The sequence below is a fragment of the Streptomyces sp. Inha503 genome (assembly GCF_047215865.1).
Classification (GTDB): domain Bacteria; phylum Actinomycetota; class Actinomycetes; order Streptomycetales; family Streptomycetaceae; genus Streptomyces; species Streptomyces lycopersici.
The window spans coordinates 9,744,295-9,770,603 of sequence record NZ_CP178360.1 but is presented as its reverse complement, the minus strand read 5'-3'; the positions used below and the strand labels follow the sequence as shown (position 1 = coordinate 9,770,603).

Here is a 26,309-nt window from a genome sequence, read left to right as displayed (position 1 = left end):
CGCCCGGCAGGGCTCAGTAGGACGGGTTGAGCGGGTAGACGGGCTTGACGCCGAACCACTTCTTGTAGAGGGCCGCGCTCTGGCCGGAGGTGTTGAACTCCCGCAGCCAGGTGTTGATCCACTGCGACCAGTCGGGGTCGCCCTGGCTCACCCCGATCGCGTTGTACTCCAGCGGTACGACCGATTCCTTGGTGACCTTGAGGGCGGGGTCGGCCTTGGCCTGGGAGTTGAGGAAGTTGGAGTCCTCGACCATGGCGTCGGCCTGGCCCTGCTTGACCGCGAGCACTGCCGCCGCCGAAGTGTCGTACTCCTGGATCTGCGCCTTCGGGTTGCCCTCCTTCACCGCAGCGCCGTTGGTGGAGCCCTTGGTGACCGCCACCTTCTTACCCGAAAGATCCTTTATGCCGGATATGTCGCTGGACTTCTTCACCATCAGCACCTCGCCGGCGACGATGTACGGATCACTGAAGGCGACCTGCTTCGCACGCTCGGCCGTGGTGGTGAAGTTGCAGATCACGGCGTCCACCTTGTGCGTGCGCAGATTGGGGATGCGGTTGGCGGAGGTGGTGTCGACGATCTTCGCCTTGACGCCCAGCGCCTTGGCCATGGCCTTGGCGACATCGACGTCGAAGCCCTGGGGCTTGTTGGCCTTGTCCGTCGAGCCGAAGGGCGGGAACGTCAGACAGCTGGCCACCCGCAGCGTGCCGCCGCGGGTCACCTTCTGGAGGGTGGAGTTCTGCGCCCGGGTGGCCGAGCTCTGGCTGGAGGAGCAGGCGGCGAGCAGAGAGGTGGCGGCGAGAGCGCTCACGGAGATCGCGGCCATTTTGCGGGCATGAAGGCGTCGTCGTCCCACGGCGGGACTCCAATCGGGGGTGAAAAGAGCGGGGCAGATCATCGAGGCCGCGATCGGCGATGACCGTCGGGCTCCGGGGATTCTGCAATGCAGAATCGAATTCCGTAATGGGTGCGCACAAGCTAACCGAGCCGGTCAAGGCCGTCAATGGTTGATTTCGAATTCTGGCATCCGATGCTGCTATGCAAAATCATCGAGGTCGGCTACCGTCCCGGCATGACTTCTCGGCCGGACACCGCTCACGGCGACCAGGACGACCGGCCCGCCGGGTCCGGACCTGGGCGCAACACCTCGTCGTCGCTGCGCCGCGCCCTGTCCATCGTGATGTTCCTGGCCGAGGACGGCGGGCATCCGCGTGGGCCGACCCTCACCGACCTGGCGAAGGGCCTGGGCCTGAGCAAGAGCACCGTACTGCGGCTGCTGGCACCGCTGCGGGAAGTGCGCCTGGTGGATCAGGACGCCGAGAACGGGCGCTATCGACTGGGCCCTCAGAATGCCTTCCTCGGCCAAGTCTATTTGGAGCGGCTGGACTTCCGTGAAGCCGCTGCCCCGCATCTGCACGAACTCGTCGAAAGCATAGGGGAGACGGTCCACTTGGTGGTCTTCGATCCACCGGAGATCGTTTATATCGACAAGGTCGAAAGCCCCCAGCCGGTGCGCATGCATTCACGCATCGGCAGCCGCCAGCCCGCGTATTGCACCGCCGTCGGCAAGGCGTTCCTCGCCCACTCCTCCGCCGCCGTGGTGGAACAGGTGATAGCGCGGGGCATGCCACCCCGCACCCCGGCCACCATCACCACCGCCGAGCGACTGCACGCCGAACTGACGGCCGTCCGGGAGCGGGGGTACGCGATCGACGACGTGGAGAACGAGGAGGAGATCCGCTGCGTCGCCGCGCCGGTCTTCGACCACAGCGGGGCGGTCGCCACGGCGATCAGCGTCTCCGGTCCCGCCTCCCGCGTCACCCGGGGCCGCGTCGCCGAGATCGGGGAGCTCCTCCTCGCCTCCACCAAGGCCCTGTCCGGGCGTCTGGGCGGGACGTTGCCGCCCGCCCCCGCCTCATAGCTTGACGTTTATCGTCAACCGGCGTTCTCGGCCAGACCACCGACGGTGACCGCGCGGCGGCCCACTCGCGCCCGCCGCACCTCGCCGTCCCACCAGCTGACCGTCACCAGATGGGTCCCGTCGTCCGCCGGGCCCGCGGCGGTGCGGACCAGGCCGGCCAGCGGGGGCGCGGCGGGGTCGGCCGTGAGGCGGGCGAGGCAGAGGAAGAGGTCGCCCCCGGAGCGGCCCGTCGTCTCCCCGGCCAGCGCGGGTGAGACGGCGCGCCGGGCGAAGGCCGTGGGGGCGGCGGGCAGGGCGCCGTCCCTCATCAGGCCGTGGAGCGGCAGCAGTTCGGACCGCGGCCCCTCCTCCGCCGCCGGGGGATCCGCGACCGCCCAGCCGGTCTGGCGGACGGCCCGGCCCGGCGCGGCGCCGGTCACCAGGTGGATCCGGACCTCCACGGCGCCGCGCACCAGCACCAGCGAGGTGACGCACGCCTCCTCGCCCTCCTCCGGCCCCTCCCCCACCAGCCGCGCCCGATGGCGCGAGGCCGCCCAGCCGTCGCCCGCGCCCAGCGGCTCCAGCGCGGTGCGCAGGGAGATCCGGCCGCCGTGGACCAGGCCGAAGTGGTTGTCGGGGGCGACGCCGTACGGGAAGGGGCCGGTGGCCGTGGAGTAGGCGAGGCGGGCGTAGTGGGGGTCGTCCTGGTCGGGGTCGCCGGGCGGCGGGAGATGTTCGCTGCCGTGGTTGTGGAGCCGCACCAGACCGTCGCTCGCGGTGGACTGGAGCAGCCAGTTGGGGCCGGGGACGGCGCGGGTGGCGTCCGCGCGCTCGGCGGGCCCCGGCTCCTCGCGCGCCGTCCAGACCTCGTGGTCGGCCGGGAGCAGCAGCCCCAGGAAGCCCTTGGCGGCCCAGTACGGCGAGGCGGGGCCGGAGTAGGGCTGGACGACGCCGTCGCAGGGGCCGTACCAGCCGAGAGAGAGCAGCCCCCGGTCCGTCGTCGCGCCCCGGTCGAGGAAGTGGCGCAGGGCGCCGGAGGCGAGGCGGCGGGTGGTTCCGGGGGCGAGCGGGGTGTGGCCGGTGAGGGCGCCGAGCCACAGGGGCGCGGCGGCGGCGAAGCGGTACGTCAGGGAGCGGCCCTGGTACAGCGGGGCGCCGTCGGCGCCGAAGAGGTGGGCGTAGTCGGCGAGATGGGTGGCCAGCCGCCGCCCGTAGCGGATGAGCCGCTCGCCGTCCTGGGACAGCCATGCCTCGAGCGCCGGATACAGGTGCAGGGCCCAGCCGTTGTAGTAGTCGAAGGCGCGGCCCGCGCCGTCGCTGTACCAGCCGTCGCCGGTGTACCAGGGCTCGATGCGCTCCAGCCCGCGCGCCACGGCGGCGCGGGCGGCCTCCGGTTCGATGCCCGCCTCGGCGAGGAAGCCGCCGACGGCGACGGGGAACAGCTCCCAGTTGCTGGCCACGGGTTCGGCGGTGAGCGCGTCCACCAGCCAGGCTCCCACCCGCTCCCGGACGCCGTCGTCGAGCCGGTCCCACAGCCAGGGGCGGGTGAGCCGGAGCCCGAGCGCGATGGAGGCGGACTCGACCAGCGGCTGGCCGCGGTCGGTGATCCGGGGCCAGTCCTCGGGTCCGTCGCCGCCGGGGTGTGTGGTGCCGGGGTGTGTGGTGCCGAGGCGTGCGGTGCCGAGGCGTGCGGTGCCGGTGGCAAGCCCGTCCGCGTACCGCTCCAGCAGTCCGCCGGGATCGGCGCCGCGTGCGCCCGCGACGCGGAAGGCGGCCAGCAGAAACGTCCGGGCGAAGCCTTCCAGCCCGTCGGAGCGGGGGCCCGACCAGCTCGGCCGGTCGCCGGGGAGCGGGTAGAGGGCGCCGCCGGGGGTCGCGTACGGGGCGACGGCGGCGAGCAGTCCGTCGGCGGCGGCCTCCCAGTGGGCGCGGGTCCAGCCGGTACGGGGGCTGAGGTCGCGGTCCTCCGGGGGCAGCGCGAGGTGCGGTGCGAGGCTTGGCATGAGGTGCGGCGCGAGGTGGGGTGCGAGGCCGGTCATCGGAGCACCCCCGCGGGGACGAGGCGCTGGGCACGCAGCTCGCCGAGCACCAGCCGCGCGAACGCGGTGGCGCCGTGGGCGGAGGTGTGGGTGTTGTCGCGGGCCTCGTCGTAGAGGTACAGCCGCTTGGACCCCTCGGGGCCGAGTCCCTCCACGAGCCGCTTGGTGAGCGCGGTCAGATCGATGAGCGGTACGCCCCGCTCGGCGGCCAGCGCGCGCATCTCGGCGGGGAGGTTCACCCCGAGGCCGTTGATGTGCAGGGCGGTGGCGTTGTCGAGAGTGCCGTCGTCGTTGAACCAGCGGCGCACGATGGGGGTGACCAGTACCGGCTTGCCGCCGCGCGCCCGTACGCCGTCGAGCAGCGCGCCGAGGTTGGCGCGGTAGTCGGCGGCGGTCGTCTGCTTGTCGTTGTGGGCGAACTGGACGAGGACGGTGTCTCCCGGGCGGATCAGCGGGCGCATGGTGGCGAAGAGCCGGGGGTCGGCGAGGAACGAGCCCGAACTCTCGCCGGAGTCCGCGTAGTTGGCGACCGACAGCCCGCGCCGGAAGAACTGCGGCAGCTGCTGGCCCCACCCGGTGTACGGGGCGGTGAGCTGGTCGCACACGGTGGAGTCCCCGGCGAGGAAGAGCTGGTGGCGGCGGCCGGGGGCGGCTTCGGTGACCTCGCCGGCCTTGGTGACTTGGGTGACCTCGCTGACCTTCAGACCGGCGAGGCGCGGCGCGTCACCGCCGAAGGCGAGGTCGAGCCCGGGGCTTCCGCTGGGCCCGGTGGGCTCGCCCTCCGGCTCCCGTACGTTCACGGTGAAGGAGCGGATGAGCCGCTGCCCGGCGGCGGTCGGCGTGGTGGCGAGCATCGTCCGCCGCGACTCGGCCGTGACACCGGTACTGCCCGCCAGGGCGCCACCGAGGACCGCCGTCACGTCGTACGTCCCCGGCGGGACATCGGCATGGCAGACGATGGGCGCGGTGCCGGTGCACTGCGGGACGACTGCGGCCGTGGCCGTGGCCGTGGCTGGGCTTTCGTCGGGCCCGGTGGCCCCGGCCCAGGCCGGGGCCACCGGCAAGGCGGCGAGGCAGGCGGTGGCGGCCAGCAGTGCGGTACCGGCGCGTCTCATGGAGGCTCCTCGGCTCGGCTCAATTCGGCGATAGGGGTTCGGCGATGGAAGTTCGCCGATGGCGGGGGAAGCTACGGTCGGCCGCCTGACCATACGCCGTGTCGGCAAGCGCTTGCTAGAGGGCGCAAACGTCAGCGGGGGCCGCCCAAGAGGCGGCCCCCGCAAGTGTTTTCCGCCGGACGCGGACGGTCCTACGCGGCTTACCCGTTCCTGCCCCGCAGGGCATCGAGCGCCCGGTCCGCGTGCACGCCCATCCGGAACTCGCTCTTGACGATCTCCAGCACCTTGCGATCGGTATCGATCACGAAGGTGACCCGTTTGGTCGGCACCGCCGCGATCCCGCGCTTCACCCCGAACCGCTCCCGCACGGTCCCCTCCGGATCCGACAGCAGCGGATAGCCGAAGGAGTACGCATGGGCGAACTCCGCCTGCTTCTCGACCGAATCGGCGCTGACCCCGACCGGCTGGGCGCCGAGCTCCCTGAACTCCGCCGCGATGTCCCGGAAGTGGCAGGCCTGTTTGGTACAGCCGGGGGTGAAGGCCGCCGGATAGAAGAACAGCACCACCGGGCCGTCCGCCAGCAGCCCGCTGAGCGAACGGACGGTGCCGCTCTCATCCGGCAGTTCGAAGTCCTCGACCACATCACCGATGTCCATGGGGGCACGCTACCGGCCGACGCGCCCGGCGGAGCATCAGTAGCGCAACCGGGCGGTGTGGCCGTCGATGCGCAGGATGCATTCGGTGAACAGCGCCATCGACGGGCTGTCGTCCGTGGGGACCAGCCGCAGCCCGAGGTCCATGATGGACCGGATGACCTGGGCGGTACGGCTTCCGTCGGGATCCTGCCCGCGCAGCGCGGACCACGCCTCGAACTGCGCCCGGACCGTTTCCCATGCCGGGCCCGGCGTGAAGTGACACAGAAAAACCGGCTGGTCGACCCCGTACTGGCGTAACTCGCCGACTGCGGCCTCACCTTGCATAAGCCACCATGTGGCACTCATCTCGTCCCTAACTCCGTACACGGGAGTGGATACCCATCATACGGGTGCGGACGTCCCAACGAGGACCGACTCCACATCGGGGGCCCACTCCAGCAGCCGCTCGTCCGCTCCCGGCCGGGCCACGCACTGCACGCCCAGCGGAAGGGAATTGGCCGCCCGGCCCGCGGGCAGCGCCAGGGCGGGGGTTCCCGCGTAGCTCCAGGGGAGGCTCATCACGGAGTCGCCGGTGCTCTTCAGTCCGTACGGCGCGGGGCCCGTGGCCGCCGGAGTGATCCACAGATCGATGCCGTCCCGGTCCATGGCGGCCACCAGCCGCTCGCGGAACTCGGCACGGGCGCGCAGGGCCGCGGCGTACGCGTCGTGGCTCATCCGCTGCCCCTCCCGGATCGCCTCGACGGTCTGCTCGCGGTACCGCCCGCCGTGGCGCGGAAACCATACGGCGTGGCTCCGCGCCAGCTCATAACGGTTGATCACCCGCTGCTCCGCCACCACCCGTTCGAAGTCGTCCGGAAAGGGCACGTGGCGGACCGTGAACCCGGCGGCCTCCAACCGCCCCGCCCGCTCCTCGAAGGAGCTCCTGGCCTCGGCGTCGGCGCGATCGAGGTACGGCCCGAGCGGAACGCCGAGCACCGGCCGCCGACCAGCCGCCGCCCAGCCCTCGCCGGACGCCTCCCCGCCCTCACGGGAGGTCTCCCCGCCCTCGCCGGACGGCCGCCATCCGTCGCACAGCACGGCCGCCGCCGGGGCGAGGGTCGCCACGTCGGGGGCGAAGAGGCCCACGGTGTCGAAGGTCGGGGCGTTGGGGATCACACCGTCGGAGGGGACGCGCCCGTGGGTCGGTTTGAAGCCGACGACCCCGCAGTAGGCCGCCGGGCGGATCATCGAACCGATCGTCTGGGTCCCGACCGCCAGCGGCACCATCCCCGCCGCCACGGCCGCCGCCGAACCACTGCTGGAGCCGCCCGGGGTGTGGTCGAGATGGTGCGGATTGCGGGTGGGCCCGGGGGCGGTCACGGCGAACTCGGCGGTGACGGTCTTGCCCACCACCAGCGCCCCCGCCTCCCGCAGCCGTCCGACGAGCGACGCCTCCGGCCCGGCCAGCACCTCGGCGGGAACGTCCGACCCGGCACGCGTGGGCAGCCCCTCGACACGCACGATGTCCTTCACCCCCACCATGACCCCGTACAGCGGCGGCCGCCCGTCCGCCTCCCCCCACCGCTCATCGGCCACCCGCGCCTCACGCCCCAGCCGCTCCCACCGTCCGGGCTCGGGCACGAAGGCCTGGATCTCCCCGTCCCCGGCCTCGATCCGGTCACAGGTCCGCGCGGCCGCACCGGCGCAAGAGGTGTCCATGAACCGAGGCTACGCGGCCACCGCGCCCCCGTACGGGCCGGCGAGCCGATCCAGCCGACCCGGCCCCGGCCCGGCTGTAGTGCGCAGGCACCAGGGCATATGCGTGGCTGGTCCGGGTGCACCAGGGGAAGACGGCGGCGGGGGACGATGCCCCGTCGGGGCGCCGGAGGGAAGTGTTGGAGGCGCGTGAAATCCCGCGCGTTCCCCTTGCCTAGCGGTGTCTGGAGTGATCAACAGGTGGCGACATTTCTTTACCGGATCGGACGGTGGGCCTTCCGGCGGCGCCGGCTCGTGGGCGGTCTGTGGCTGGGGGCCCTGGTGCTTGCCGTCGCGGCCGCGGCCATGGCGCCGGAGGGGAAGGAGGAGGACATCTCCATGCCCGGCACCGAGTCGCAGAAGGCGTTCGACCTGCTGGACGAGCGCTTCCCCCAGAGCAACTCCCAGGGTGCCGAGGCCCGTTTGGTGTTCCGGGCCCCGGACGGGCAGCGGGTGACGGCCAGGGAGAACAAGGCGGCCGTCGAGGACGCGCTGGGCTCGCTGGACGGGGGCGACGGGGGCGATCAGGTCGCGTCGGCCACCGACCCCTATGAGACCGGCGCCGTCAGCGAGGACGGCACCATCGCCTACTCCACGATCACCTACGGCGCGGACGCCGTCGACCTGACCGAGCCGACGAAGAGTGCCCTGGAGGACGCCGCGAACCAGGCCCGGGGCGCGGGGCTGACCGTGGAGATCGGCGGCTCGGCCCTGGACTCGGAGGAGGAACCGGGCGGTACGACGGAGATCATCGGCGTGGCGGTGGCGGCGGTGGTGCTGGTCCTCGCCCTCGGGTCGCTGGTCGCAGCCGGATTGTCGCTGCTGACCGCCCTGGTGGGTGTGGCCATCGCCTTCGGCCTGGTATCCGCGCTCGCCGTTCCGCTGGGTCTGACGTCCACCGTCGCCATCCTGGCCCTGATGCTGGGGCTGGCGGTCGGCATCGACTACGCACTCTTCATCACCTCCCGCTTCCGCGACGAGCGCGCCCAGGGCAGCGAGCCGGAGGAGGCCGCCGGACGGGCGGTGGGCACGGCCGGATCGGCCGTCGTCTTCGCAGGTGCGACCGTCTTCATCGCCCTGGTCGGGCTGGGGGTCGTCGGAATCCCCGAACTCACCAAGATGGGCATGGGCGGCGCGGGCGCCGTGGCCCTTGCCGTACTCGTCGCACTGACCCTGGTTCCCGCGCTGTTCGGCTTCTTCGGCCGCCGGGTGCTGTCCCGCGCCGCCCGCAGGGCCGCGGGGGCGCCCCGAAGGGGCCCGGGGAACTTCGCGCCCAGCCACGGCAATCCCGCGGCCGACCGGCAGCCCATCGCGGCAACTCCGGCGAAGGGCATGGGCACCCGCTGGGCGCGGTTCGTGCTGCGCCGACCGGTGGCCGTGCTGCTGATCGCCGGGCTCGGTCTCGGCGCCGTCGCCCTCCCGGCGCTGAGCCTCGAACTCGGGCTGCCCGGAGACGAGTCCAAGTCGGTGGAGACCACCCAGCGCCGTGCCTATGACCTGCTGTCGGAAGGCTTCGGCCCCGGCTTCAACGGCCCGTTGACCGTGGTCGTGGACACATCGGGGTCCGGGGACACCCGGGCCACCGCGAACCAGGTCGTCAAGACCGTACGGGGACTGGACGGGGTCGAGTCGGTCGGTGATCCGGTGCTCAGCCGGACCAAGGACACGGCCGTCCTCACCGCCGTCCCGCGGACCGCGCCGAACAGCGGCGAGACCAAGGACTTGGTGCACGCGATCCGGGGGGCAGTCTCCGGCGTCGAGGCCGACACGGGCGCCGTCATCCTGGTGACCGGCACCACCGCGATGAACATCGACATCTCCGAGGCCATGTCCGACGCCCTCATCCCGTATCTGACCGTGGTCATCGGCCTGGCGGTGCTCCTGCTGATGGTGGTCTTCCGCTCGGTCCTGGTCCCGGTCAAGGCCGCGCTCGGCTTCCTGCTGTCGGTGGGTGCCGCCTTCGGCGTCCTCGTCGCCGTCTTCCAGTGGGGCTGGGCGGCGGACCTGGTCGGCATCGAGCAGACCGGACCGGTCATGTCACTGATGCCGATTCTCATCATCGGGATCGTGTTCGGCCTCGCCATGGACTACGAGGTCTTCCTCCTCACCCGGATGCGGGAGGCCTACGTCCATGGCGCGTCCCCCGGCGAGGCGATCGTGGGCGGTTTCCGGCACAGCGGACGTGTGGTGGCCGCGGCGGCGATCATCATGGTCAGCGTGTTCGCCGGATTCATCGGAATGAGCAGCCCGACCATCCAGACGATGGGCGTCGGCCTGGCCGCCGCCGTCGCCTTCGACGCCTTCGTGGTCCGGATGGCGATCGCACCCGCGGTCCTGGCACTGCTCGGCCACCGGGCCTGGTGGCTGCCCCCTATCCTGAACCGTGTGCTGCCGAACGTGGATATCGAGGGTGAGAAACTGAGCAGGCGTGTCCCGGCCTCCGCGGCGGTGGCGGACGCGACCGTGATTGACGCGGCGGTGGCGGACGCGACCGTGGCGGACGCGGCGGTGCCGCGGCTCCCCGCCGGCCGGCACCGGCACTGAGCCGGCCATGACGAACACGGGTGGCGGTGGCCCGCGACCACGCGGCACGTGGTGGCGGGAGGGAGCGATCACGGCGACGGCGTTCGTGCTCTGCCTCCTCGGCGGCGTGGTGCGGGAGGACGGCAGCACGCTGTCGCCCCCACCCGCCGCCGCCTACTTCATCGCCGTGGTGTCCTGTGCCGTGCTGCCGGTGCGGCACCGGGCGCCCCTGGCCGCCATGGCGGTCACGACCGCGAGCGGCATGCTGGTGCCGCCCCTGGGCCTCCTGCTGAGCCCGCTCATCGTGGCCCCCGCCGTGATCACCGCCTACTCGCTCACCGTGCGCACCGAACGGCACGCGGCGAGCGCGGTGTCGCTCACCTCGGCGGCGCTGCTGGTCGCGTCCACCCCCTTGTTCGGGGCCCTGTCGTGGAAGGACGCGAGCAGAGTGGGAGCGGTGGCGGCGTTCCCGCTGGTGGCCGCCGTACTCGGGAACTCGGTGCAGAACCGGCGGGCCTATCTGGCGGCCGTGGAGGAACGGGCCCAGCGGGCCGAGAAGAGCCGGGAGAGCGAGGCGCGCCGGAGGGTGGCCGAGGAACGGGTGCGCATCGCCCGGGAACTGCACGACCTCGTGGCCCATCAGATCACCCTGGCCAACGCGCAGGCCTCGGTCGCCGCCCACCTCTTCGACGCCCGCCCGGAGCAGACCCGCAAGAGCCTGAACGAGCTCATCGAGACCACCGGCCACGCGCTCGACGAACTGCGGGCCACGGTCGGTCTGCTGCGTCAGTCCGGGGACGCGGCCGGGCCCGCCGAACCGGCGCCCGGCCTCACCCGGCTCCCCACGCTCCTCGAGTCCTTCCGCCGCGCGGGTCTGGAGGTGTCGGTGCACCAGGAGGGCACGGCCAGGCCGCTGCCGCCGGGAGTGGACCTCACCGCCTACCGCATCGTCCAGGAGGCCCTGACCAACGTGACCAAGCACGCCGGTACCGGTAGCGCCCGGGTGCGCCTCGCCTGGAGCCGCGATCGCGTGACCATCACCGTCGCCGACGACGGAGTTGGCGCCCGTACAGCGCCGACCGCGGCCACGGGACGGGGTGCGTCCGGGGGACGTGGCGCGTCCGCGGGGCGTGGCGCGGCCACGGGCCCGAACGCTTCCACGGCCCCGGACCGTCCGTCCGGTTACGGCCTGATCGGGATGCGTGAACGTGCCACCGCGGTCGGGGGACACCTCTCCGCGGGCAGACGCCCGGAGGGCGGCTTCCTCGTCTCCGCCCAACTGCCCCTCCCGCCCGCCAAGGACACGGCGCGGAGGGCTGACGGGGCAGCGGCCATCAGCGATGGAGAGGCCGGGGGTGCGCCATGACGCTCCGGGTGCTGCTCGCCGACGATCAGGCCCTGCTGCGCGGTGCCTTCCGGATGCTCCTCGACAGCGCCGACGACATCACCGTGGTCGGCGAGGCCGCCGACGGCAGGGAGGCGGTGAGACTCACCCGGGAGCTGCGCCCGGACGTGGTGATCATGGACATCCGCATGCCCGAGGTGGACGGTCTCACCGCCACGTCGGAGATCTGCGCGGACCCGGAACTGCGGGCCAGCCGCATCCTGATCCTCACCACGTACGAGACCGACGAGTACGTCGCCCAGGCGCTGCGGGCGGGGGCCGGCGGCTTCATCGGCAAGGGCATCGGGGCCGAGGACCTGCTGGACGCCGTGCGTACGATCGCCGCCGGCGACACTCTGCTGTCCCCCGCCGCCACCCGCTCCTTGGTGGCCCGTTTCCTGGCCACACCGGACCACACCCCGCAGCACCGCCCCGAACGGCTTGCCGTGCTCACCCCGCGGGAACGGGAGATGGTGGCCCTGGTCGCGACCGGGCTGTCCAACCAGGAGATCGCCGAGCAGATGTTCCTCAGCCCCTTCACCGTCCGCGCCCACGTTCAGCGCGCCATGACGAAGCTGGAGGCCCGCGACCGGGCGCAACTCGTCGTCATCGCCTACCAGACCGGTTTGGCCCACGCCGCCCCCGACGGCGGCACGGACCGCCCGTCATGACGTCTCGCCCGCACCGCCGCGCCTCGACCGTGTGTCAGGTCACCGCATCGGGGCGAATTCGGGCAGCGTAAGGGCTGAGTGGGCCGGTCGTGGTGTCGCGGAGGGCATGGTGACGAGCCCGCGCAGCATGGTGTTGCGTTGCTCCAGGGCCCGCGCCGTGGTGGGGAAGAGCGTGGCCGCGCCGTTGTCGACCAGCGCCTGATTCATGGCGACGAACTCGCGGACGTCGCGTTCGTAGGCGGCGAAGGCCGCGGTGTGGTCCCGGTTCGTGGCCAGGGCGCCCGCGAGCATGTAGGCACCGACCAGCGCGAGGCTCGAGCCTTGTCCGGTGAGGAACGAGGGTGCGTACGCGGCGTCGCCGACGAGCCCGACACGCCCGCTGGACCAGTGGGGCATGCGGATCTGACCGGCGGTGTCGAAGAACAGGTCATCCGCGTCGCGCATGGCGCCCACCATGCCGGGGACCTCCCATCCCGCGTCCGCGAAGACCGTGGCGACCAGGTCCCGCTGGGCGTCGGGGTTCCGGAGGGCGTCGAACGGCGGCTCCGGTTGGTGAAAGGTCAGGAAGGCGTGCAGCTCGTCGTGGTCCCCGACGGCGTAGAGAGCCGCGGCTTTCCCCGGGGTGTTCCACATCATGACCTCATGGGAGAGCCCGAAGGTGTTCGGCATGGTGAATATGGCGAAGCAGTAGCCGAGGTAGCGGTGGAACCGTTCCTCGGGGCCGAACAGGGACTCCCGGGTGTGTGAGTGCATACCGTCGGCGCCGACCACCAGGTCGAACGTGCGCCGTCGCCCACTGTGGAAGGTGACGTCGACGCCTTGTCCGGACTGGTCGAGGGTGTCGATGGAGTCGTTGAACAGGAATTCCACGTCGTCGCGGACTTCTCCGTAGAGGATCGCGGCCAGATCGCCGCGGCGCACCTCGAGATCCCGTCCCTCGACACTGCCGGCCACGGCGTGCGCGTCGACCGAGGCCACTTCACTGCCGTCGGCGTTGAGGAAGGTGCAGCGACGCGAGTCGATGTGCGCGTCCCGCAGCCGCGGCAGTATCCCCATCCGCCGGACCACCTCCGTCGCGGTACCGCGGATGTCGATCGGGTAGCCACCGTCGCGCAGCGCGCCTGCCTTCTCCACCACTGTGACGGCGAATCCGGACCGGTGCAGCCAGTACGCCAGCGCGGGGCCGGAGATACTGGCCCCGGAGATCAGGACTGTGCCGGTGGGTGTCATGCCTGAGCTTCCTTCTTCGTGATACGGACGACGAGCAGTGACAGCGCGGCAACGAGGCCGGCGACGGCGAACCCCGTGACGAAGGCCGATTCGGCGGGCAGGCCCGTCGTCGAGTCGGCCCCCGCGTCGAGGATCGCGGCGGCGATCTGGACACCCAGGGCGATGCCGATCACGCGTGTCACCACGAGCACACTGGTGGCGATGCCGGTGTCCTTGGTCTCGACGGCGCCGGCAGCCCTGGTGAGCAACGCCGTGGTACCGACGCCCGCGGCCATCGCGGCCAGCGCCTTCGCGAGGACGAGCTGCCATTCCGCGGTGTGCAGCGACATCAGGCCGATCATCGTGGCCGCCGTGACGACGGCGCCCACGCCGACCACGGCACGCAGGCCGAAACGCCGCGCCGTGATCCCGCCGACCGAATCGCTCACCGCCCCGGCGATGGCGCCGGGGAGCAGGAACAGTCCGATGTCGGTGGTGCTGGCTCCGAAGCCGTACCCGTCGCCCGGTACCCCGAACAGCTGTGGGAGCAGAAAGCTCACCATGCCGAAACTGGTGGTTATGACGATGGTGAGCATGCACGCATGCCACATCGCGGGCCTTGCCAGCATGCTTAGGTCGACCATCGGCGAGGCCGCCCGGCGCTCGACGACGACCCATCCGGTCGCGAGGGCGGCCACGACCACCGCGAGGGCCCCGACCGCGAGTGGCGGCAGACCGTCGTCGCCCGTCACCCGCACGAGCCCGAGCATGAACGCGAGCAGTGTGCCGCTCAGCAGGACCACGCCCGGCCAGTCGAACCTGTACTCCGATGCGATCGGCGGATCATGCGGCATCAGCCGAGCCACGACCAACGTCATCGCGATGATCGCGATCGTCGGCAGCGCGAACATCCAATGCCAGGAAAGTCCTTCGGCGATCGGCCCGGCAGTCAGCGTTCCCACCATGCCGCCGCCCGTGAACAGCGCCATGACCACACCCATCCCCAGCTGTGACTCCCCCGCCGGGAGGTGCTTGCGCACCAGGATGAAGGAAAGGGGCAGCGCACCCACCATGGCGCCCTGCAATACCTGACCGAGCAACAGCACCGGCAGGTTCGGCGCCAGGCCGGCCAGCAGACCACCGGCCGAGACCACGGCCATCAGCCGGACCAGCACCCGCTTTCCGCCGTAGCGGTCGCCGAGTTTGCCCGCGACGGGTGCGACGGCGGCGCCGGTGATGAGCACCGCGTTGGAGACCAGTGCCCCTTCGCCGGAGCTGACCCCCAGCTCACGTTGCAGCAGCGGGAGCGCGGGATCCACCACTGTCTGAAGGGTGCCGAGGGCGAGCGCCAGGATGCCGAGGGCACCGATCGACAGCCTCCCGATGCGGACCGGGGACCGGGATGGGGGCGGGGACGGGGACGGGGAAACCACAGCTTGGGACATGGCGTCCTTTTCATCGTTGGTTGCGAGTTGATCGCTGGGCGCGAGCAGGTGCGTGAACCTGCTTGTCGTCCGCGCGATACGCGGATTGACGCGCCCCCAACACTCCCCTTTGTCGCCCCGACGGGGCATCGTCCCCGGCCGCCGTCTTCCCCTGGTGCACCCGGACCAGCCACGCACATGCCCTGGTGCCTGCGCACTACAGGGCGGGCCTCGACGACGGGCTGCCGCGGCTGGACGAACCCGTCGGGTCGCCGCTGAAGGGTGGGCCTAGGTTCATGGACGTCGGCGGCGTCCGCTGGATCACGGCGCTGTGGATGCCGTGTGCCGTGGGGTGCCGATGTGGAAGCCCTCGTCGCGGCGGTCTCGGAGGCGGTCCGCCCCTGCTGATGACACCGGCGAGAACACCGCTCAGCGGGCTTCCACATCGGCAGCAGGTGTCAGCTGCCGCCCGTCACCTTGACGTAGTCGACGACGAGCTGCTGCGGGAAGGAGGTGCTGCCGTCCGGGTCGCCGGGCCAGTAACCGCCGACGGCCAGGTTGAGGATGATGTAGAAGGGGTGATCGAAGACCCAGCGGTTGCCGTTGAGGTCCGAGGGCGTGCGGGTCTGGTAGACGTTGCCGTCGACGGACCAGGTGATCTTGTTCGGCGACCAGTCGATGGCGAAGGTGTGGAAGCCGTCGGAGAACTTGCCGCCGTTGGGCAGGGTGTAGCCGGCGCCGATGCCGCCCGAGCCGGAGTAGCCGGGGCCGTGGATGGTGCCGTGGACGGTGCTGGGCTCGAAGCCCACGTTCTCCATGATGTCTATCTCACCGCAGTTGGGCCAGCCCGCGCTGCCGATGTCGTTGCCGAGCATCCAGAAGGCGGGCCACATGCCCTGGCCCTGCGGCAGCTTCATCCGGGCCTCGACATGGCCGGAGGCCGTGGTGAACTTCTGGGAGGTGTTGAGGCGGGCGGAGGTGTACTCACACTGGCCGTACCAGCAGTTGTAGTTGCCCGGGTTCTCCTTGCGGGCGGTGATGACGAGGTTGCCGTTGCCGTCCAGCGCCGCGTTCTTGTTGCCGTCGGTGTAGTACTGCCGCTCGTGGTTGTTGACGTTGTCGCCGGTCTCCAGACCCCACTTGGAGCCGTCGACCGCGCTGCCCGCCGCACCGTCGAAGTTGTCGGTGAATTCGGCCGCGGCGGCCTTGGTCTTGGGGGTCTCCGTGGTGGCGGTGGCCGGAGCGGTGAGCCAGGGGGTGGCGGCGAGTGCGGTCGCGGAGAGCAGACCGATCACGGTGTTTCGCAACGTACTTCTCATGGAACGGTGGTGCCTTCCTGTGTGGGGGATGGGACCGGTGGGTGCCGGTCCGGTGGGGGAAGGTATGTGTCCGGCGGTGGGGAGCCGGGGTCCGAGAGGGCTGGGCTGCCTGCGCCTTGGCCGTCATCGGTCACCTCCGGGGAGACACAATGTCCAGCCCTGTTCGATGCATGTCAATAGGTCTGGACCTTCTTGCGTCAAAGAATTTGATGCGGGGTCCGACCCAACTCCCCCTGAACCGACAGAAGTCGAACCCTCAGCGCGTTCCACCAGTGGCGAGGAAGTGCGCCAGCGGAAGTGTGGCCGCGCCCAACGCCACGGCATCGGGCCCCAGTTCGGCCAGCCCGATCTCGGTCTGCGCGTACGGCCGGCGCAGTGCGTAGGAGGCGGTGGCGGCCCGGATCCCGGGGAGGACACGGCCGCCGAGGAGCAGTCCGGCCCAGCCGCCGAGGATGATCCGCTCGGGGTTGAAGAGGTTGATCAGATCGGCGATACCGGCGCCGAGGTAGGCGGCGGTCTCCTCCAGCACCTCGCGCGCCCGCGCCTCACTCCCGGCGGCCCCCACGATCGCGGCGAACGCGGCCTGCTGGTCCTCACCGGCACCGTGCGCGCCGCCCGCACCGCTCTCGGCACCACCGTCCGCACCGCCCTTACGGCCACCGTCCGCGCCGCCCTTACGGCCACCGTCCGCACCGCCCTTACGGCCACCGTCCGCGCCGCCCTTACGGCCACCGTCCGCGCCGTCCTCACGGCCACCGTCCGCGCCGTCCTCACGGCCATCACCCGCGCCGCCCGCACCCGTTCCGTGCGCCCCGTACCCGTAGCGGTCGAGCACCGCCTGGGCCCCGACATACGCCTCCAGACAGCCGACCGCACCGCATCGACAGGCGCGCCCGCCGACCTGGACGACCGTATGGCCCCACTCCCCCGCGCTGCTGGTCGCGCCCCGGTACGGCACCCCCGCGGTCACGATGGCCGCGCCGACGCCGGAGCCGATCAGCGCGATCACCGCGTTGTCCGCGCCGCGGCCCGCCCCGAACCACATCTCGGCCTGCCCCTGCGCGGTGGCGCCGTTGTCGATGAACAGCGGCAGATCGGTGCCGGTGCGCAGCAGCCGCTCCAGCGGCACCGCGTCCCGCCCGGCGGTCGGGCCGTGGACGAGGATCTCGTCCCCCTGTTCGACGACGCCGGGGACGCCGACCCCGACGCCGATCACGGCGCCCGGCGAGGCACCGCTCTTGTCGACGACCGCGTCGAGGCCGGTGAGGATGTGGCCGACGACCGGTTCCGGATCCTCCTCCAGCCCTCCGGGCGTCAGCGGATGCTCCCAGCGGGCCAGTTCCGTCAGGGAGAGGTCGAACAGCTCAACGCGGACGTGGGTCTCGCCGACGTCGACCCCGATGAGATGGCCGCCGCCCGGCGCGACCCGCAGCAGCGTACGGGGGCGGCCGCCGTCGGACTCGACGGACCCGGCCTCCTCCACCAGTTCGTCGGCGAGCAGTTCACCGACGACATTGCTGACCGAACCGGAGCTGAGCCCGGTGAGCGCCCCCAGTTCCTGACGGCTCACCGGGCCCCGGAAGTACAGCTGGCGCAGCAGCGTCGAACGGTTGCCGCGCCGCAGGTCGCGTACGGTCCGTCGGTTCATCTGACCCATCGGGCTCCTTCCCCCTGCCCGAACCTACCGGACGCGGCCGCTCTTGACGCCGACTGGTTTCATCGCTTAACTCACGGTCTGAATGAAGTCCCGCGCTTCACTTTTTGAACGGTCAAGGGTGGATTGACGGTCAACGGCGGCTGAGTGGCGCCGCCTCATGACCGCCGTACGGCTCACTGCTCCGCGTTCACTGCTCCGCGCCCGGGGCCTCGAAGAGCGCGAGCAGATCCTCCCGCCCGAACATCCGCGCCGTCTCGACGGCCGACGGCGATCCGGCGCGCGGGTCGGCGCCCTTGGCCAGCAGCACCCTCAGCACCTCCGCCTCGCCCTTGAACGCGGCCCCCGCGATGGGGGTCTGACCCCGTTCGTTCACCCGATTGGGGTCGGCGCCGCGCTCGAGCAGGGCCGACACCGCGGCGGGATGGCCGTAGTAGGCCGCGAGCATGAGCAGCGAATCGCCCTTGTCGTTGGTGAGGTTGGCCGGGACGCCCGCGTCCACATAGGCGGCGAGCGTATCGGTGTCACCCTGCCGGGCCAGGTCGAAGACCTTGGCCGCCAGCTGGAGCACCTCCGGGTCGTGGGCGGGCTCGCTCTCGGGGTTCGATTCGGTCATGGCCTGTCGCCTCCGGCTTGGCTACCTGGGTATGTGGTCATCCACCCTAAGGACGGCGACCGGCGCACCCGAGCAGGCGGGCACTCCGCCCCGGCGGGCGGCCGAACTCGTAGCGCCACGCCTCCATGGTGATGATTACACCGATAATCCACCCAATTGCACCTTTCGCCCGATGGATACATGCTGTGATCCTGGAACCACTCATGGTGACTGACCGTCCCCCATCAGCCAGGAGACCGTGATGATCCTGTCCATTTCCGGCGTCGTACTGCTCGGCATCATCGTCTTCATCTTCTTCCGCAAGGACGGCCTGAAGGGGTCGCACGCGGTCATCTGTGCGCTCTTCGGCTTCTATCTCGCGTCCACCGCGATCGCTCCGAGCATCAAGGCGGGCGGCGCGAGCCTCGCCAGTCTCTTGGGTGGGATCAAGATCTGACGTGGGCCGGAGACCGCTCCCCCGCCTCCGTCTCGGCAGCGCCGGGGGCACCCCGCTCGTCCCGCCCGGCCGCGGCCGGGCGTTCGCCCGCAGCACGGCCGACGGCGTCGCCGATGTGCTCCAGCCGCTGGTCGCGCTCTCGCGCGGATTGCGTGTGCTCGCCGCCGCCGGGCGGCGCAAGTGGATGGAGCTGCCGGGCGACCGCCGCGGACCTGTGTTCACTCTCGTGGCCGCCTGCGGCTTCGTCCTCTTCCTGCTGCCGTACGGGCCGCTGGCCGCGGCGATCAGCCTGATCGGCGCGGCGGGCTGGGCCGGGCGGGGGCGCGCCGGCGCCGCGTCGGAGACGCCCGCCGACGGGACCGAGCGGCTGCGCACGCTCTACGAGGCGCTGGTGCCGTACTTCTCCGCCTCCGAGGACCCCAGCCCGCTCTACAGCCACGGCGGCGACTGGTCCGAGGCGTTCGACTCCTTCGCGTTCGACGAGAGCGGACGGCTCACCCGGCTGCGCCTCCACTACCCCGCGTACTTCACCGATGGCGAGCCCTCGGCCCGCACCCGGATCGAGCAGCTGCTGTACGCGAAGTCGGGACGCGGCCGTGAATACCTGTTCGAGTGGGACGAGGAGGCCAACAACCTCACCCTGACCGTGCTGCCCGCCCTGTCCACCGCGATCCACGCCCAGCGCTTCGTCACCGCGCCCGGTGAGACGGTGCTGGGCTTCACCGACCCCTCGTCGGTGCAGCGGACGCTTCCGGTGCTGACGGGGCCGGAGACGTGCGGGGACGGCGAGGAGGGCGAGGAGAGCGCGGAGGGCACGGGGGAGGTCGGGCTCAAGAAGGCGGCAGGGGACGGGCCGGAGACCCATGACGTACCGCCGGTGGTCTGGCGCACCGGCCCGCGCTCGACCGAACCGCATCTGCTCGCGCTCGGCCAGCCCGGCAGCGGCACCACGACCCTGCTGCGCTCCATCGCGCTTCAGGCGCTGCCCCACGGCGAGGTGCTGGTGGTGGACGGCGGCGGCACCGGCGAGTACGCGTGTCTGAGCGGACGCACGGGGGTGCTGGCCGTGGAGTGCGGGCCGGCCGGGGTGCTGGCCACGCTGGAGTGGGCGGGCCATGAGACCGAGCGCCGGCTGATCGCCGCCAACCGCGCCCGCCAGCTGCGGCACGCGCCGCCGGAGGACATCCAGCGCCCGCTGTGGATCCTGCTCGACCGGCCGTCGGTGATGAGCCATCTCGCGGCGGCGGACGGCCGTACCGATCCGCAGGATCTGCTGGCCGTGCCGCTGCGGCACGGACGGGCGGCGAACGTACGGGTGGTGGTGGCCGATCAGCTGGACGCCGCGGAGGCGCTGAGCGAGGCCGTACGGAGCCATACCCGGGCCCGGGTGGTGCTGGGCCCGGTCTCGTCCGAGCAGATCACGGCCGTCCTCGGGGCGCCGCCGCACACCACGCCGACGCCCGAGATGCCTCCGGGCCGCGGCTATGCCCGTCTCGGCGCGGGCCCGGTGCACCGCCTCCAGGTGCCGGCCACGCCCGATCCGTACGACGAGGCGGCCGGCGAGGCCGAGCGGCAGGCGGTGCTCCGGCTGCTCCCGGCCCCGGACCCGGCGGCGCCCCAGGCCCCGACACCCGTCGGGGGTTAGGTCCTTCCTCCACGGAGATCCGTCAGAAGGGCCCTGGCCGGCGGGGCCCCGTAGCGCCGCCGCACCGGGGCGCGTTACGGCGGGTCGGGCCGGCGCCGCGGCCACGGCGCCGTACAGCGGGTCAGGCCACATACGTCCGCGGCGCCTCCGCCTCGGTCGTGGCGCCCGTGGCCACCAGGTCGGCGGCCGAGGCCAGCCGGGTGGCGGCCTTCTCTGCGACCGCTCCCCCGACCGTGAACGGCAGCCGTACGTACCCCTCGAACGCGCCGTCCACCCCGAAGCGGGGCCCCGACGGCACCCGGACCCCCAGCCGGGCGCCCGCCTCGGCGATGCGCGAACCGGAGAGGCCGCCGGTGCGGGCCCAGAGGGTGAGCCCGCCGTGCGGGACGGTGAACTCCCAGTCGGGCAGATGGCGCCGGAGGGCGTCGACGAGCGCGTCGCGGTTGCCGCGCGCGAGCGCCCGGCGGATCTCGATGGCCTCCTCCCAGCCACCGGTGTTCAGCAGCCAGGCGACGGCGAGCTGTTCGATGACCGGGGTGCCCAGGTCCGCGTAGGCGCGGGCGGCGACCAGGCTGCGGATGACATCGGGCGCGGCGCGCACCCAGCCGATCCGCAGCCCCGCCCAGAAGGTCTTGCTCGCCGAGCCGACGGTGATCACGGTGCTGCCCGCCGGGTCGAAGGCGCAGACCGGCCGGGGCAGCTCCACCTCGTCGTCCAGGCGCAGCTCGGCCATGGTCTCGTCGGCGATCAGGACCGTTCCGGCGGAGCGGGCGGCGTCGACGAGCTGGCGGCGCTGGTCCTCGGTGGCGAGGGCGCCGGTGGGGTTGTGGAAGTCGGCGACGACGTAGGCCAGCCGGGGCGCGGCGGCGCTGAGCACCTGACGCCAGGAGGGGATGTCCCAGCCCGCGAGCCGGTCGGCCATGGCGACGGGGACGAGCCGGGCGCCCGCCTCGCGCATCAGCTGGAGGATGTTGGCGTAGCTGGGCGATTCGACGGCGACCCGCTCCCCGGGCCCGACCATCAGCCGGCAGGCGGCGGCGACGGCCCCCATGGCGCCGGTGGTGACCATGATCTGCTCGGGCATGGTCGGTATGCCGCGGGCGGTGTAGCGGTCGGCGAGCGCCTGGCGCAGGGCGGGCAGCCCGGCGGGGTAGTCGCCGTGGGTGTGGGCGTAGGGCGGCAGTTCGTCCAGTGCGCCGCGCATGGCGCGGGTGAGCCAGGGTTCGGGGGCGGGCAGCGCGGCACAGCCGAGGTCGATCACGGAGGCCGCGGCCTCGGGCGGGAGCGGATCGAGCCCCCGGGTGGGCAGCGGGCTTCCGGCGGGCATGGCGGTCCAGCTCCCGGCGCCGCGCCGGGACTCCAGGAACCCCTCGCCGCGCAGCGCCTCGTAGGCGGCGGCGACGGTGGTGCGGCTGACCGCGAGCGCCGCGGCGAGCTCGCGCTCGGCGGGGAGGCGGGCCGCGACCGGAACCCGGCCCTCCAGGATGAGCAGCCGTACGCCGTCGGCGAGGGAGCGGTAGGCGGGGACGCGGCGGCCCCCGGTCAGTGAGGCCGCGGCCCCGGCGGCCACGCCGTCGCGGGTGTGCTGTGACCCGAGCAGCCGGGCCAGTTGGGGTGCCCCGACAGCGGACGTCCATGGACTCATCGAATGCGGTCCACCTTTCGGAGATTGGCCGTGGAACTGGACTGGTTCCGGGCCACAGAGTGACATGCCGCAGGCCACTCACACCAGGAGCACGCGTTGTCCGACCTTCCATGCCGCCGCCTTCCACGCCGTATTGCCCAGCTCTATGTGGGGCTGGTGCTCTACGGCGTGTCCATGGGGCTCCAGTTGCGTGCCACGCTCGGTCTCGACCCGTGGGACGCCTTCCACCAGGGCGTCTCCGAGCACACCTCGCTGTCGATCGGCACGGTGACGGTCGTCGTCGGCGTCGCCGCGCTGCTGCTGTGGCTCCCGCTGCGCCAGCGGCCGGGTCTTGGCACGGTGTCGAACGTGCTGGTGATCGGGCCTGTGATGGACGGCACACTGTGGCTGATACCGGAGCCGGAGGCGCTGGCGGTGCGGATTCCGCTGCTGCTCTTCGCGATCGTGCTGTGCGGGGCGGCCACCGGGCTCTACATCTCGGCGCGGTTCGGACCGGGCCCGCGGGACGGGCTGATGACGGGGCTGCACCGGCGCACCGGGTGGTCGATCCGGCTGGTGCGGACCGGGATCGAGCTGGCGGTGCTGGCCACCGGCTTCGCGCTGGGCGGCTCGGTGGGGGTGGGAACGGTGCTGTTCGCGCTGGCCATCGGGCCGCTGTCGCAGTTCTTCCTGCGTGTCTTCGCGATTCCCGCACCCGCCGGGACGGGCTCTGGGATCGTGGCGCGCGGCGGCGCCGAGACCCAGGTCCGGGACCTGATTTAGGGCTGGGGCGGTCGGGGCGGTAGTGTACGCCCTTGGCCTACCAGGCGGACCGTTACTGCGCGCTAAAGTACTAGAAACGCTGGGTGACATCTGCTGCCAGATGTGACAAACCGGGCGCCTGTGGGTAGAACAACGGGGCGGCACGACGGGCGACGCATGTCCCAATACGGGAATCTTCACCGCCGACCGGACGTTGACCGGATGACGACGACAGCGACACCTGTCCTGTGGGCGACAAGCCCGGGAGGCACGATTCATGAGTGAGCGAGCTCTTCGCGGCACGCGACTCGTGGTGACCAGCTACGAGACCGACCGCGGCATCGATCTGGCCCCGCGCCAGGCGGTGGAGTACGCATGCCAGAACGGCCATCGATTCGAGATGCCGTTCTCGGTAGAGGCGGAGATCCCGCCGGAGTGGGAGTGCAAGGCGTGCGGCGCCATGGCACTCCTGGTCGACGGCGACGGTCCAGAGGAGAAGAAGGGCAAGCCCGCGCGCACGCATTGGGACATGCTCATGGAGCGGCGCACCCGCGAGGAGCTGGAGGAGGTGCTGGCCGAGCGGCTGGCGGTTCTGCGCTCCGGTGCCATGAACATCGCCGTGCATCCGCGGGACACCCGTAAGTCTGCCTGAGCCGAGCGGCGGACTTGAGATAACAACTGAAGTACGAGGGCCGGGGCCACTGCCGAGCAGTGGCCCCGGCCCTTGTGCGCCCTTGGCGACTGTGCGCCCTTGGCGGCGGCTGGGCCGTGGCTCAGGCGCTCAGCCCCGGTCGCGCGGCCGCAGCCCGGGGCCCGGCTCTTCGTCGCCGTCCCGGCGCCGGTCGTCCCCGTCCCGTATCACCTCGCCCTGGATGACCGTGCCCTGCTCCGGGCGCTCCTGCCCGTCCCGGCGCTCCCACTGCTCACGGGCCTGGCGGAAGGGGTCGGACGGCGATCCGGGGACGAAGCCCATCCGGCGCGACAGCGCGCTCTCCGCGCGGCGCCGCAGCAGCGCCCGGGTCGGCGGGAACAAGCACACCAGCGCGGCCACGTCCGAGATCAGCCCCGGCACCATGAGCAGCAGCCCGCCGAGCATCGCGAAGGAGCTTCCCGGCCGCGCGGCGGGCTCCTTGGCGCCCGGCCGCATCGACCCGGCCAGGCTCTGCCACGCCCGGCGGCCACCGCGCTTGACCACGGCCCCGCCCACCACGACGCCCGCGACCAGCAGCAGGAAGACGGTCAGCCCGCCGGCGACGTCCGCCACCAGGGTCAGCAGCCAGATCTCCAGCACCAGCCAGGCGGCGATCCCCAGCGGTACGAAGGTGCGGGCGCGTGAGCGCTTCGGGCGGGTCGGGTCGCTCTGCTGCGATGCGCCGGTCATCATGCCTCCAAGTGTGCCCGGGCCCGTGACCGATGCGGAGCGCGGGTCGCACGGCCAAGGGGATCGAGGGGATCTCATCGGTTCCAACGCATGAGGCGCCCCGATGGGTCCAGGAGTCCCTGAGGAGAACGGGCGGAATCCGCGAAAACGCGAGGTATCGGCGGCAGCGGCCCGGGTACCCGCCGCCGACGGAGGTGTCGCATGACGGCTGTGCTGGAGGTCCTCGTGTGGTGGGCGGCGCTGATCGGGATCTGGCTGGTGCTGATCAGCACCGTGGACCCCCTGGAGCTCCTGGTCGGGTCGGCCGCCGCGCTGGCCGCCGCCGTGCTCGCGCGCGCCGGGCGCCGGGCGGTGACGGACCGGTGAGCACCTCCGACGGCTGGCTGGCGGCGGCGCTGGTGCCGCTGCTCGCGCTCGTACCGGTGCTGTGGCGGATCGCCTGCGGCTCGCCGCGGGACCGGCTGATCGGCCAGAACCTCACCTCACTGCTGGCCGGTCTTGTGCTGCTGCTGGCCGCGCAGGGCTTCCACCGGACCTCGTACAACGATGTGGCGCTGGTGGTCAGCGTGCTCGGCCCCACCGGAACGCTGATCTACGGCCGCTTCCTGGACGTCCTGCCCGACTCCCGGCTGGTGCGCTGGACGGCGCTGGTGGGGGTGCCCGCCACGGTGCTGCCGCTGTGCGTGGCGACCGGGCCCGGCCGGGCCATGGTGAAGCTGCTGCTGATCGGCGCGCTGCTGATCGCGGGCAGCGTGGTGACCAGCGGCCGCGGCGGCAAGGGGGGCGTCACGGCATGACCGATGTGCTGATCGTCGTGGCGCTGCTGCTGGTCGCGGGCGCCGCCACCGCCGCCGTGCTCAACCGGGACCCGGTACGGCAGGCGCTGGTGCTGTCCTTCCTCGGGCTGACGCTGGCCCTGCTGTTCACCTTCCTCCAGGCGCCGGACGTCGCGCTCTCGCAGCTCGCCGTCGGCTCCGCGGTGACGCCACTGATGATCCTGCTGACCGTGCGCAAGGTGCGGCGCCGCCCGGGGAGCGGTGGCGACGGTGTGGACAAGCCGGCGGGCCGGGAGCGATGAGCTCCCGGGTCCGGCTGTGGGTCTTCCTGGTGGGCGCCGCCGGGTTCGCCGCGCTGTTCGCCGCGGCCTGTTTCGATCTGTCGGCGTTCGGCACCGTCCCGCACCCGTACGGCGCCCGGGCCGTGCGCGCCGCCCTGAGCCATCACACGTCCAACGTCATCGCGTCCGTCAACTTCGATCTGCGCGCCTTCGACACGCTCGGCGAGGAGACCATCCTCTTCTCGGCCGTCCTCGGCACCGTGGTACTGCTCCGCCAGGCCCGCGACGAGCACCGTAAGGATCCCGAGCCCGCCGCGGTCCATCCCCCGGTGCGCCGGTTCGGGCTGCTGACGCTGCCGTTCGCGCTGCTGGTGGGCCTCTATGTGATCGCGCACGGCCAGATCAGCCCGGGCGGCGGCTTCCAGGGCGGGGTGGTGACCGCCACCGCGCTGCATCTGCTCTACATCGCCGCCGACTACCGGGCCCTGGAGCGGGTCCGCCCGCTGACCCTCTACGAGATCGGTGAGGCCGCCGGGGAGGCGGCATATGTGATCACCGGGCTCGCGGCCGTCCTCGCGGGGTCGGCGTTCCTGACCAACGTCCTGCCCTTCGGCACCCTCGCGACCCTGTCCTCCGGCGGCACGGTGATGGTGCTCAACGCGGCCGTCGGCCTGGAGGTCACCAGCGGGATCGTGGTCCTGCTGGCCCGATTCCTGGACCAGGCGGTGGAGATCGAGGAGCCCGGCGAAGACGACGGGAGCCCGCGGGACACAGGAGACAGCGGGGGCAATGGAGACGACGAGAGGGAGCCAGCGTGACGGTCCTGCCGTATCTGGTCGCCGGGTGGATCTTTCTGATCGGTGTGTACGGGCTGGTGACCAGCCGGAACCTCATCCATGCCGTGGGCTGCCTGGCCGTCACCCAGTCCTCCACCTATGTACTGCTGCTCGCCGTCGGCTACCGGAACGGCGGCACCGCCCCGGTCTTCGCCGACGCGCCCACGGACAGCCGCGTGGTCGACCCGGTCGTCCAGGCGCTCGCCCTCACCGACATCGTGGTCGGCGCGACCGTGACCGCGCTGCTGCTCGCGCTCGTCGTCCAGCTCCGCAAGCGCCATGGCACGGTCGACCCGGACGCCCTGTCCGAGCTGAAGGGCTGACCGG

The 26,309-nt window shown here is 72.0% G+C and carries 26 protein-coding genes; 13 read left to right on the top strand and 13 right to left on the bottom strand.

Translation table 11 applies throughout. The features are described 5' to 3' along the window. Nucleotides 1-13: 13 nt before the first annotated feature. Entirely contained in the window at nt 14-823 is an 810-nt protein-coding gene (locus tag ACJX2R_RS41100) for a transporter substrate-binding domain-containing protein (RefSeq protein ID WP_413104207.1), read from the bottom strand. Between the two features lie 246 nt (nt 824-1,069). Here ACJX2R_RS41100 and ACJX2R_RS41095 point away from each other — a divergent pair, with 246 nt between their 5' ends. Beyond that, a complete protein-coding gene (locus ACJX2R_RS41095; protein ID WP_413104206.1) occupies nt 1,070-1,918 on the top strand; it encodes an IclR family transcriptional regulator in 849 nt (282 codons plus the stop codon). 14 nt (nt 1,919-1,932) lie between these two features. Here ACJX2R_RS41095 and ACJX2R_RS41090 read toward each other — a convergent pair whose 3' ends face one another. The 5 genes from ACJX2R_RS41090 to ACJX2R_RS41070 all read right to left on the bottom strand — a co-directional run bounded on the left by ACJX2R_RS41090 (nt 1,933) and on the right by ACJX2R_RS41070 (nt 7,405). Continuing rightward, the gene (locus ACJX2R_RS41090; protein WP_413104205.1) at nt 1,933-3,936 is read right to left on the bottom strand and encodes a DUF2264 domain-containing protein; all 2,004 of its coding nucleotides are present in this window, start codon (nt 3,934-3,936) and stop codon (nt 1,933-1,935) included. Next, nucleotides 3,933-5,051 (bottom strand): rhamnogalacturonan acetylesterase, encoded by a 1,119-nt coding sequence (locus ACJX2R_RS41085; protein ID WP_413104204.1) that lies wholly within the window; start codon nt 5,049-5,051, stop codon nt 3,933-3,935. Before ACJX2R_RS41085 ends, ACJX2R_RS41090 begins: the two co-directional genes overlap by 4 nt. A gap of 200 nt (nt 5,052-5,251) precedes the next feature. Continuing rightward, a complete protein-coding gene (locus tag ACJX2R_RS41080) occupies nt 5,252-5,707 on the bottom strand; it encodes a peroxiredoxin (RefSeq protein WP_262704184.1) in 456 nt (151 codons plus the stop codon). Nucleotides 5,708-5,743: 36 nt separating this feature from the next. Beyond that, entirely contained in the window at nt 5,744-6,052 is a 309-nt protein-coding gene (locus tag ACJX2R_RS41075; protein WP_044581063.1) for a hypothetical protein, read from the bottom strand. Between the two features lie 36 nt (nt 6,053-6,088). Further along, complete coding sequence (locus tag ACJX2R_RS41070; RefSeq protein ID WP_413104203.1) at nt 6,089-7,405, bottom strand: amidase; 1,317 nt, start codon at nt 7,403-7,405, stop codon at nt 6,089-6,091. 237 nt (nt 7,406-7,642) lie between these two features. On the opposite strand from ACJX2R_RS41070, the gene ACJX2R_RS41065 reads away from it, so the two are divergent. The 3 genes from ACJX2R_RS41065 to ACJX2R_RS41055 are packed head-to-tail and all read left to right on the top strand — an operon-like array spanning nt 7,643 to nt 12,019. Next, complete coding sequence (locus tag ACJX2R_RS41065) at nt 7,643-9,985, top strand: MMPL family transporter (RefSeq protein ID WP_413104202.1); 2,343 nt, start codon at nt 7,643-7,645, stop codon at nt 9,983-9,985. 7 nt (nt 9,986-9,992) lie between these two features. Continuing rightward, complete coding sequence (locus tag ACJX2R_RS41060) at nt 9,993-11,330, top strand: sensor histidine kinase (protein WP_413104201.1); 1,338 nt, start codon at nt 9,993-9,995, stop codon at nt 11,328-11,330. Continuing rightward, nucleotides 11,327-12,019 (top strand): response regulator, encoded by a 693-nt coding sequence (locus tag ACJX2R_RS41055; protein WP_413104200.1) that lies wholly within the window; start codon nt 11,327-11,329, stop codon nt 12,017-12,019. Before ACJX2R_RS41060 ends, ACJX2R_RS41055 begins: the two co-directional genes overlap by 4 nt. A 39-nt stretch (nt 12,020-12,058) precedes the next feature. On the opposite strand, the gene ACJX2R_RS41050 is transcribed toward ACJX2R_RS41055, so the two are convergent. The 5 genes from ACJX2R_RS41050 to ACJX2R_RS41030 all read right to left on the bottom strand — a co-directional run bounded on the left by ACJX2R_RS41050 (nt 12,059) and on the right by ACJX2R_RS41030 (nt 18,241). Continuing rightward, nucleotides 12,059-13,249 (bottom strand): FAD-dependent monooxygenase, encoded by a 1,191-nt coding sequence (locus tag ACJX2R_RS41050; protein ID WP_413104199.1) that lies wholly within the window; start codon nt 13,247-13,249, stop codon nt 12,059-12,061. Continuing rightward, entirely contained in the window at nt 13,246-14,673 is a 1,428-nt protein-coding gene (locus ACJX2R_RS41045) for an MFS transporter (RefSeq protein ID WP_413106074.1), read from the bottom strand. The genes ACJX2R_RS41050 and ACJX2R_RS41045 overlap by 4 nt, the downstream gene beginning before the upstream one ends. A 437-nt stretch (nt 14,674-15,110) precedes the next feature. After that, nucleotides 15,111-15,971 (bottom strand): glycoside hydrolase family 16 protein, encoded by an 861-nt coding sequence (locus ACJX2R_RS41040; protein WP_262704177.1) that lies wholly within the window; start codon nt 15,969-15,971, stop codon nt 15,111-15,113. Nucleotides 15,972-16,227: 256 nt separating this feature from the next. Next, a complete protein-coding gene (locus tag ACJX2R_RS41035) occupies nt 16,228-17,628 on the bottom strand; it encodes an ROK family transcriptional regulator (protein WP_413104198.1) in 1,401 nt (466 codons plus the stop codon). Nucleotides 17,629-17,815: 187 nt separating this feature from the next. After that, entirely contained in the window at nt 17,816-18,241 is a 426-nt protein-coding gene (locus ACJX2R_RS41030; RefSeq protein WP_262704175.1) for an ankyrin repeat domain-containing protein, read from the bottom strand. Between the two features lie 241 nt (nt 18,242-18,482). On the opposite strand from ACJX2R_RS41030, the gene ACJX2R_RS41025 reads away from it, so the two are divergent. Both ACJX2R_RS41025 and ACJX2R_RS41020 read left to right on the top strand, forming a co-directional pair. After that, nucleotides 18,483-18,677, top strand: a complete 195-nt coding sequence (locus tag ACJX2R_RS41025) for a hypothetical protein (protein WP_020866907.1) — start codon at nt 18,483-18,485, stop codon at nt 18,675-18,677. Between the two features lies 1 nt (nt 18,678). Further along, nucleotides 18,679-20,322, top strand: a complete 1,644-nt coding sequence (locus ACJX2R_RS41020) for a hypothetical protein (protein ID WP_413104197.1) — start codon at nt 18,679-18,681, stop codon at nt 20,320-20,322. 121 nt (nt 20,323-20,443) lie between these two features. Here ACJX2R_RS41020 and ACJX2R_RS41015 read toward each other — a convergent pair whose 3' ends face one another. After that, entirely contained in the window at nt 20,444-21,967 is a 1,524-nt protein-coding gene (locus ACJX2R_RS41015) for a PLP-dependent aminotransferase family protein (RefSeq protein WP_262704173.1), read from the bottom strand. 174 nt (nt 21,968-22,141) lie between these two features. Between ACJX2R_RS41015 and ACJX2R_RS41010 the strand changes: the two genes are divergently transcribed. Together ACJX2R_RS41010 and ACJX2R_RS41005 are read left to right on the top strand one after the other, a co-directional pair. Beyond that, nucleotides 22,142-22,729: a YczE/YyaS/YitT family protein gene (locus ACJX2R_RS41010; RefSeq protein WP_413106073.1), complete on the top strand. Its 588-nt coding sequence runs from the start codon at nt 22,142-22,144 to the stop codon at nt 22,727-22,729. A gap of 256 nt (nt 22,730-22,985) precedes the next feature. Beyond that, on the top strand, nt 22,986-23,360 hold the full coding sequence (locus tag ACJX2R_RS41005) for an RNA polymerase-binding protein RbpA (RefSeq protein WP_014056358.1): 375 nt from the start codon (nt 22,986-22,988) through the stop codon (nt 23,358-23,360). 129 nt (nt 23,361-23,489) lie between these two features. On the opposite strand, the gene fxsA is transcribed toward ACJX2R_RS41005, so the two are convergent. After that, on the bottom strand, nt 23,490-24,092 hold the full coding sequence (gene fxsA / locus ACJX2R_RS41000) for an FxsA family membrane protein (RefSeq protein WP_413104196.1): 603 nt from the start codon (nt 24,090-24,092) through the stop codon (nt 23,490-23,492). A gap of 198 nt (nt 24,093-24,290) precedes the next feature. Here fxsA and ACJX2R_RS40995 point away from each other — a divergent pair, with 198 nt between their 5' ends. Genes ACJX2R_RS40995 through ACJX2R_RS40975 form a run of 5 tightly spaced genes read left to right on the top strand, consistent with a single transcriptional unit; the run spans nt 24,291 to nt 26,305 of the window. Continuing rightward, on the top strand, nt 24,291-24,455 hold the full coding sequence (locus tag ACJX2R_RS40995) for a hypothetical protein (protein ID WP_262704172.1): 165 nt from the start codon (nt 24,291-24,293) through the stop codon (nt 24,453-24,455). Beyond that, the gene (locus ACJX2R_RS40990) at nt 24,452-24,886 is read left to right on the top strand and encodes an MrpF/PhaF family protein (protein WP_413104195.1); all 435 of its coding nucleotides are present in this window, start codon (nt 24,452-24,454) and stop codon (nt 24,884-24,886) included. The genes ACJX2R_RS40995 and ACJX2R_RS40990 overlap by 4 nt, the downstream gene beginning before the upstream one ends. Beyond that, nucleotides 24,883-25,167, top strand: coding sequence for a Na(+)/H(+) antiporter subunit B (locus tag ACJX2R_RS40985; RefSeq protein WP_262704170.1), 285 nt, complete (start codon nt 24,883-24,885; stop codon nt 25,165-25,167). The genes ACJX2R_RS40990 and ACJX2R_RS40985 overlap by 4 nt, the downstream gene beginning before the upstream one ends. Then, nucleotides 25,164-25,964, top strand: coding sequence for an MnhB domain-containing protein (locus ACJX2R_RS40980; RefSeq protein ID WP_413104194.1), 801 nt, complete (start codon nt 25,164-25,166; stop codon nt 25,962-25,964). The genes ACJX2R_RS40985 and ACJX2R_RS40980 overlap by 4 nt, the downstream gene beginning before the upstream one ends. Further along, nucleotides 25,961-26,305: a sodium:proton antiporter gene (locus ACJX2R_RS40975; protein ID WP_078639718.1), complete on the top strand. Its 345-nt coding sequence runs from the start codon at nt 25,961-25,963 to the stop codon at nt 26,303-26,305. Before ACJX2R_RS40980 ends, ACJX2R_RS40975 begins: the two co-directional genes overlap by 4 nt. Nucleotides 26,306-26,309: the final 4 nt, after the last annotated feature.